Source organism: Tenacibaculum jejuense (assembly GCF_900198195.1).
Lineage (GTDB): Bacteria > Bacteroidota > Bacteroidia > Flavobacteriales > Flavobacteriaceae > Polaribacter > Polaribacter jejuensis.
Genome location: NZ_LT899436.1, coordinates 4608870 through 4614879 on the forward strand (window position 1 = coordinate 4608870; position 6010 = coordinate 4614879).

Annotated in this window: 8 protein-coding genes; 3 read left to right on the forward strand and 5 right to left on the reverse strand. The window is 29.1% G+C overall.

Features of this window, described 5'->3' with window-relative positions; genetic code table 11:
• Positions 1–206: 206 nt before the first annotated feature.
• A complete protein-coding gene (locus tag AQ1685_RS20280) occupies positions 207–1202 on the reverse strand; it encodes an NAD(P)H-dependent glycerol-3-phosphate dehydrogenase (RefSeq protein ID WP_095074959.1) in 996 nt (331 codons plus the stop codon).
• Positions 1203–1297: 95 nt separating this feature from the next.
• On the opposite strand from AQ1685_RS20280, the gene dut reads away from it, so the two are divergent.
• Complete coding sequence (dut, locus tag AQ1685_RS20285; RefSeq protein WP_095074960.1) at positions 1298–1729, forward strand: dUTP diphosphatase; 432 nt, start codon at positions 1298–1300, stop codon at positions 1727–1729.
• On the opposite strand, the gene AQ1685_RS20290 is transcribed toward dut, so the two are convergent.
• Both AQ1685_RS20290 and recA read right to left on the reverse strand, forming a co-directional pair.
• A complete protein-coding gene (locus AQ1685_RS20290) occupies positions 1726–2268 on the reverse strand; it encodes a GNAT family N-acetyltransferase (RefSeq protein ID WP_095074961.1) in 543 nt (180 codons plus the stop codon). The genes dut and AQ1685_RS20290 overlap by 4 nt on opposite strands.
• 78 nt (positions 2269–2346) lie before the next feature.
• On the reverse strand, positions 2347–3354 hold the full coding sequence (recA, locus tag AQ1685_RS20295; protein WP_095074962.1) for a recombinase RecA: 1008 nt from the start codon (positions 3352–3354) through the stop codon (positions 2347–2349).
• A 91-nt stretch (positions 3355–3445) separates the two neighbouring features.
• Here recA and AQ1685_RS20300 point away from each other — a divergent pair, with 91 nt between their 5' ends.
• Positions 3446–4015, forward strand: coding sequence for a pseudouridine synthase (locus AQ1685_RS20300; RefSeq protein WP_095074963.1), 570 nt, complete (start codon positions 3446–3448; stop codon positions 4013–4015).
• 113 nt (positions 4016–4128) lie between these two features.
• Positions 4129–4290: a hypothetical protein gene (locus AQ1685_RS20305; protein ID WP_157730308.1), complete on the forward strand. Its 162-nt coding sequence runs from the start codon at positions 4129–4131 to the stop codon at positions 4288–4290.
• Positions 4291–4330: 40 nt separating this feature from the next.
• Here AQ1685_RS20305 and AQ1685_RS20310 read toward each other — a convergent pair whose 3' ends face one another.
• Both AQ1685_RS20310 and rpiB read right to left on the reverse strand, forming a co-directional pair.
• Entirely contained in the window at positions 4331–4771 is a 441-nt protein-coding gene (locus AQ1685_RS20310) for a GNAT family N-acetyltransferase (RefSeq protein ID WP_095074964.1), read from the reverse strand.
• Between the two features lie 11 nt (positions 4772–4782).
• The gene (rpiB, locus tag AQ1685_RS20315; RefSeq protein ID WP_095074965.1) at positions 4783–5217 is read right to left on the reverse strand and encodes a ribose 5-phosphate isomerase B; all 435 of its coding nucleotides are present in this window, start codon (positions 5215–5217) and stop codon (positions 4783–4785) included.
• Positions 5218–6010: the final 793 nt, after the last annotated feature.

Below are 6010 nucleotides of genomic sequence, written 5' to 3' on the forward strand. Positions count from 1 at the left end.
TTGTTTAAAAATATACTAGTTGTTGTAAAAATATTAAAATTTGTTAATTTTTATTTAACTTTTTCCAAAATATTTAATAACCTATTTGTATTGCTAAAATTTTTTTTTCGTTTACTTTTGTGGCGTAAAATTTTAGGCGTTAGATGATGTTTGATTTCATTTTGTAGGTATTATTTGAAGGGTTTTTATACTTTTAATTTGAAAAATTAATCTAACATATTTGTTAGTTTCTCAAACACTTCTTTCGCCTCTTTTTTTCCATATAAAATGCTGTAAATAGCATCTATAATAGGCGTTTTAGCACCATTTTCTTCATTAATCTTGTAGGCACTTTTTGTAGCATAATATCCCTCTGCAACCATATTCATTTCTAACATCGCAGACTTTACTGTATATCCTTTACCAATCATGTTTCCAAACATTCTATTTCTACTGAAAACAGAGTAACCTGTTACTAGTAAATCTCCTAAATAGGCAGAGTTATTAATATTTCGTTTCATTCGGTGTACTTTTTTAATGTATCGTTTCATTTCACGAATAGCATTACTCATTAACACCGACTGAAAATTATCACCATATCCTAATCCATGAGCTATACCTGCAGCAATTGCATAAATATTCTTCAACATGGCAGAATATTCTGTTCCAAAAATATCGTCTGATACTTTTGTTTTTATATATCTTCCTTTAATACATTTACTAAGCTCCTTTGCTTTCTTTTCATCTTGAGAAGCAATTGTTAAATACGATAAACGTTCCATAGCAACTTCTTCTGCATGACAAGGTCCAGCAATTACTCCAATATTTTCATAAGATACATTATAGTTTTTATGAAAATGTTCACCAACAATTAACCCTGTTTCTGGAACAATACCTTTTATTGCTGAAAAGATAATTTTATTATCTAATCCTATAGTTAATTTTTCTAACTCTGAATTTAAAAAAGCTGAAGGAATAGCGAAAATTAAAACATCATAATTTTCTACTAAAGTATTGATATCGTTTGTTAAATCTAATTGTTCTGGGTGTAATTCTGCAGAACTTAAATAATTCGGATTATGCTTGTTTCTCTTAATATGTTCTATAGCATATATGCTTCTCATATACCAACCGATTTTGGCTTTATTTTCTGAAAGCATTTTAACAATTGCAGTAGCCCAACTTCCTCCACCAATAACGGCTATTTTTTCAAATTCGCTCATTTATGTTGTTTGTTTTACGATGCTAAATTAATAAAACTATAATCTAGTGCGTAATTGTTAGTATTATTTATCTTTGAAACGCTAAAAAATGTGAAATGAACGTTGAAATAATTAATAAATCTAAGCATCAAATTCCTACTTATGAAACAGAAGGTTCTGCGGGAATGGACTTAAGAGCTAATTTAAATGAACCTGTTGTTCTAAAACCTTTAGAAAGAGCAATTATTAAAACAGGATTATTTATTGCATTGCCTCAAGGATATGAAGCACAAGTAAGACCAAGAAGTGGTTTAGCAGCTAAAAAAGGAATTACTGTTTTAAATTCTCCTGGTACTGTAGATGCAGATTATAGAGGTGAAATTGGAGTGATTTTAGTAAATCTTTCTAATGATGAATTTACTGTGAACGATGGTGAGCGAATTGCACAATTAGTAATAGCTAAACACGAACGTGTAAACTGGCAAGAAGTTTCTGTTTTAAATGAAACAGAAAGAGGTGCTGGTGGGTTTGGAAGTACTGGAGTTTAATTTAGTATTTTATACACCTGACTCATTTTCCTGTATTTATCATACAATAAATCAAAAGGTAAAAAGCAATGTGAATGGTATTGGTAGCCTAGTTTTTTATAAAACTCAAAAGCCTGTGGTTTTTCATCCATAGCATCTAACCAAATCATTTCATATTGTTTTTTCTTTGCTTCATTTTCTAACCATAGTAATAATTGTTTTCCAACACCTTTACCTTGTGTTTTAGAATGTAAGTAAATTCGATGTAGTTTTACTGCTTTTCTTTTCTCAGTAAAGTTTTCTAATTCACTATTCCAGTTAATTTTTAAGTTACCAACTTTTTCTCCATCAACAACTACAAAATAATAATCTGAATTCAGCTCTGACAACTCTTTTACTATATTTTCTTTAGAATATTGACTATTTACATACCAGTTTCCATCATCTTTCCAAAAATAATCATACGCTTGTGGATATACTTCGTTCATTAAATTGAATAGAATTGCAGTATCACTCGAAGTTATAGGAACTAGACTTAGTTGCTCATTTATTATAATCACTTTTTTCTTTTAAAAATAAAAAAACAGCTGTAGTTAAACTACAACTGTTTCTATATTAAACAAGATTCTTTCTAATGTTTATTCTTGATTTTCTATAGCTTCCTTAATTTTATTTTCAAGCTCTTCCATTAATTCAGGATTATCTTTAATAATACCTTTTACAGCATCTCTACCCTGACCTAATTTTGTGTCTCCGTAACTAAACCAAGATCCACTCTTTTTAACAATACCAAGTTCTACACCGATATCTAAAATTTCACCAACTTTAGAAATACCTAATCCATACATAATATCAAATTCTGCTGTTTGGAAAGGTGGTGCTACTTTGTTTTTAACAATTTTCACTTTTGTACTGTTACCAATAACACGATCTCCATCTTTAATTTGCGTTCTTCTACGAATATCTAAACGAACAGAAGCATAGAATTTTAATGCATTACCACCCGTTGTAGTTTCTGGATTTCCAAACATAACACCAATCTTTTCACGTAATTGGTTAATAAAGATTACTGTACAGTTAGTTTTACTAATAGTAGCTGTTAACTTACGTAATGCCTGAGACATTAAACGTGCATGTAATCCCATTTTAGAATCACCCATTTCACCTTCAATCTCAGATTTTGGTGTTAAAGCTGCTACAGAATCGACAACAACAATATCAATAGCTCCAGAACGAATTAAGTTATCCGCAATTTCTAATGCTTGTTCACCATGATCTGGTTGTGATATAATTAAGTTATCAACATCTACACCTAAACTTTCAGCATAAAAACGATCGAAAGCATGTTCTGCATCGATAAATGCTGCAATTCCACCAGCTTTTTGAGCTTCAGCAATGGCATGTATAGTTAAGGTTGTTTTACCAGAAGATTCTGGTCCGTATATTTCAATAATTCTTCCTCTAGGATATCCACCTACACCTAACGCTAAATCTAAACCTAAAGAACCAGAAGAAATCGCATCTACATCGTCGATTACTTTGTCTCCTAATTTCATTACAGTTCCCTTTCCGTAAGACTTATCTAATTTATCTAGAGTGAGTTGAAGCGCTTTTAATTTCGCTTCTTTTTCTTTATCTGTTGCCATAAAATTGGTAAAAATTATTATAAAATAAGATATGCTAAGTTATGAAAAAAGTAGTGTAATTTTGATTCCTTTTTCAGATTAACTATTTATTATGGAACATCGTCATTTTATTATTCATAAACCTTTCGGATTTCTTTCTCAGTTTATCAACAATCAAACTAAGAGACAGAAAAAAATGTTAGGAGAATTATATGATTTTCCTGAAGGAACAATGGCTATTGGACGTTTAGATGTAAAATCTGAAGGTTTATTATTGTTAACAACAGATGGAAAAGTAAGTGATTTTATTACGACACGTGGTAAAGTAGAAAAAGAATACTATGTGCAAGTAGATGGTGCAATTACTAACAAAGAAATTGAATTGTTAAAAACTGGTGTTAAAATTGGAATTAAAGGTGAAAAATATTTAACCAAACCTTGTAAAGTTAAGCATATTGATCCTCCTAATTTTCCAGAACGTTCCATGAAAATTAGAGACGATAGACACGGACCAACATCTTGGATTTCAATTATATTACAAGAAGGGAAATATCGTCAGGTTCGTAAAATGACTTCTGCTGTTGGTTTTCCAACACTACGTTTAGTTCGAGTTCGAATAGGAAATATACATTTAAACGATTTACCATCTGGAGGTGTTAAAGAAGTTTCAAAATTAATTTAAAAGATTCTTTTGACTTACAAAATCAGTTTTGAAAAAAAGTAATACGCTTCTGAGATAATCATTGACTTTATTAATAGAAAAATAGATTTTCACTTCTCAAAAATCTAATTTATATGAAAAACTCAATCTTAAATTTTGGTAAAGTACTAAACAAGGAAACACAACAACAAATTAATGGTGGTTTCTCTTCAAAACGATGTAAAATTGAAATAGACTGTCCTGGTGGTTTTTACTTTGACAATTACCTGTGTAGTTGTAAGGAAATTATATTTTAAAAATAAAGGCTGTGTAAATTACACAGCCTTTTTAAGTTATTTAGTTTTTTATCATATGAATATGAGGAATTCCATCTTCAATGTAACCATCACCAACTTGTTGAAAACCGTGAGATTCGTAAAACTTCTGTAAATAGGTTTGTGCACCTATTTTAATAGTATTTGTAGAAAACTTGTTAATAACAGTATCAATAGAGAATTTCATTAAATCGTGACCGTAACCATATTTACGTTCCGATTGTTTTACAATAACTCTACCTATACTAGCTTCTTCAAAATAATCAGATGGTTTAAATAAACGCGTATACGCTATAATTTCATTATTCTTAACACCTAAAACATGTAAAGCTTTTTCATCTTTACCATCGATATCTTGATACACACAATCTTGTTCAACAACAAATACTTCTGAACGTAATTGTAATAAGCTATAAAGCTCCATTAAAGAGAGCTCATTAAAAGATTTTACTAAAAATTCCATTGGTTAACTAATTATGAACTACAAGCGATTTTAGCTACTCTATTTTGGTGACGACCACCTTCGAATTCTGTAGCTAAGAAAATTTTTACAAAGCCTAATGCTTGTTGTAATGAAACAAAACGAGCCGGAATTGTTAATATGTTCGCATTATTATGTTGTCTTGACAGAGCAACCAATTCGTTGTTCCAACATAATGCAGCTCTAATTCCTTGATGTTTATTTGCAGTCATTTGTGCTCCGTTACCACTTCCGCATAAAATAATACCTAAATCGACTTCATTATTTTCAACTGCATTAGCTGTTGGATGAATTGTGTCTGGATAATCCATACTACCATTATCATCTGTTCCAAAATTAACTACAGTATGACCTAATTCTTCTAATAATTTGATGATTTCAAACTTATATTCTGTTCCTGCGTGATCATTACCAATAGCAATAGTCATAATTTCTTGATTTTAATTGTGTTGTTGGCCACAAAAATAGTGTTATTAACGGTTATCAACAGTAATTAACAATGCTTTTTTTGAAAAGGGTAATAAACAACTTAAAATAAACGATTTACCAATATTTCTAAATTGTTAAGAACTACTAAGAAGTTTATCAAAAGAATTTTTGTCTTTCTTAGTTTTTTTTACAATACAGCGGTCTACATGAATTATGCAACTTTTTTTTTAGTTTTTTAATTTGAATTTATCAACATAAAATTTACAATTTATTTACAGTGAACAAGAAATTAACTATTCATAAAAAGAAGTGTATTTCTATTCAAGCTGATTGTTAATAACTATGTTTTATAGTTGATTTTCAATCTATTTTTATACTCACAAATTGTTAATTTCATTTAATAAGTGATAAAACCAAATTTAAATTCAGAAAACAATTCCACAAATTAACACACTATTATAATCAGTTGTCTTTTTTTTAAAATTTTAAATAAAACAATTAATAATAATATAAGTTGTTAATAAGGAAAACTCAGCTAAGAAATTTTGATTAAGTAAGGAATGTCTTTTTTTGAAGAAACAACTGTTGAGGAATCTTTTTTACTTAGTGTTGTATTTATACTTACTGCAGCAATAATAATTCCTGTAATGAATATTACAAGAAAGAAGATTATTATTTTACGTAAGTTTTTCACTTTGTAGTAGTTAGTTTATATAAAGACGAGAAAATTTAAGAGATGTTACATTTTTCTTAAGATTTTTTTAAGAAATATTATCCGTGGATAATTCTTTG

Excerpts from the sequence above, each read along its gene's own strand:
- rpiB (WP_095074965.1), bottom strand. The coding sequence starts at position 5,217 with ATGACTATTGCTATTGGTAATGATCACGCAGGAACAGAATATAAGTTT.
- dut (WP_095074960.1), top strand. The coding sequence starts at position 1,298 with ATGAACGTTGAAATAATTAATAAATCTAAGCATCAAATTCCTACTTAT.
- AQ1685_RS20310 (WP_095074964.1), bottom strand. The coding sequence starts at position 4,771 with ATGGAATTTTTAGTAAAATCTTTTAATGAGCTCTCTTTAATGGAGCTT.
- AQ1685_RS20305 (WP_157730308.1), top strand. The coding sequence starts at position 4,129 with ATGAAAAACTCAATCTTAAATTTTGGTAAAGTACTAAACAAGGAAACA.
- AQ1685_RS20300 (WP_095074963.1), top strand. The coding sequence starts at position 3,446 with ATGGAACATCGTCATTTTATTATTCATAAACCTTTCGGATTTCTTTCT.
- AQ1685_RS20280 (WP_095074959.1), bottom strand. The coding sequence starts at position 1,202 with ATGAGCGAATTTGAAAAAATAGCCGTTATTGGTGGAGGAAGTTGGGCT.
- recA (WP_095074962.1), bottom strand. The coding sequence starts at position 3,354 with ATGGCAACAGATAAAGAAAAAGAAGCGAAATTAAAAGCGCTTCAACTC.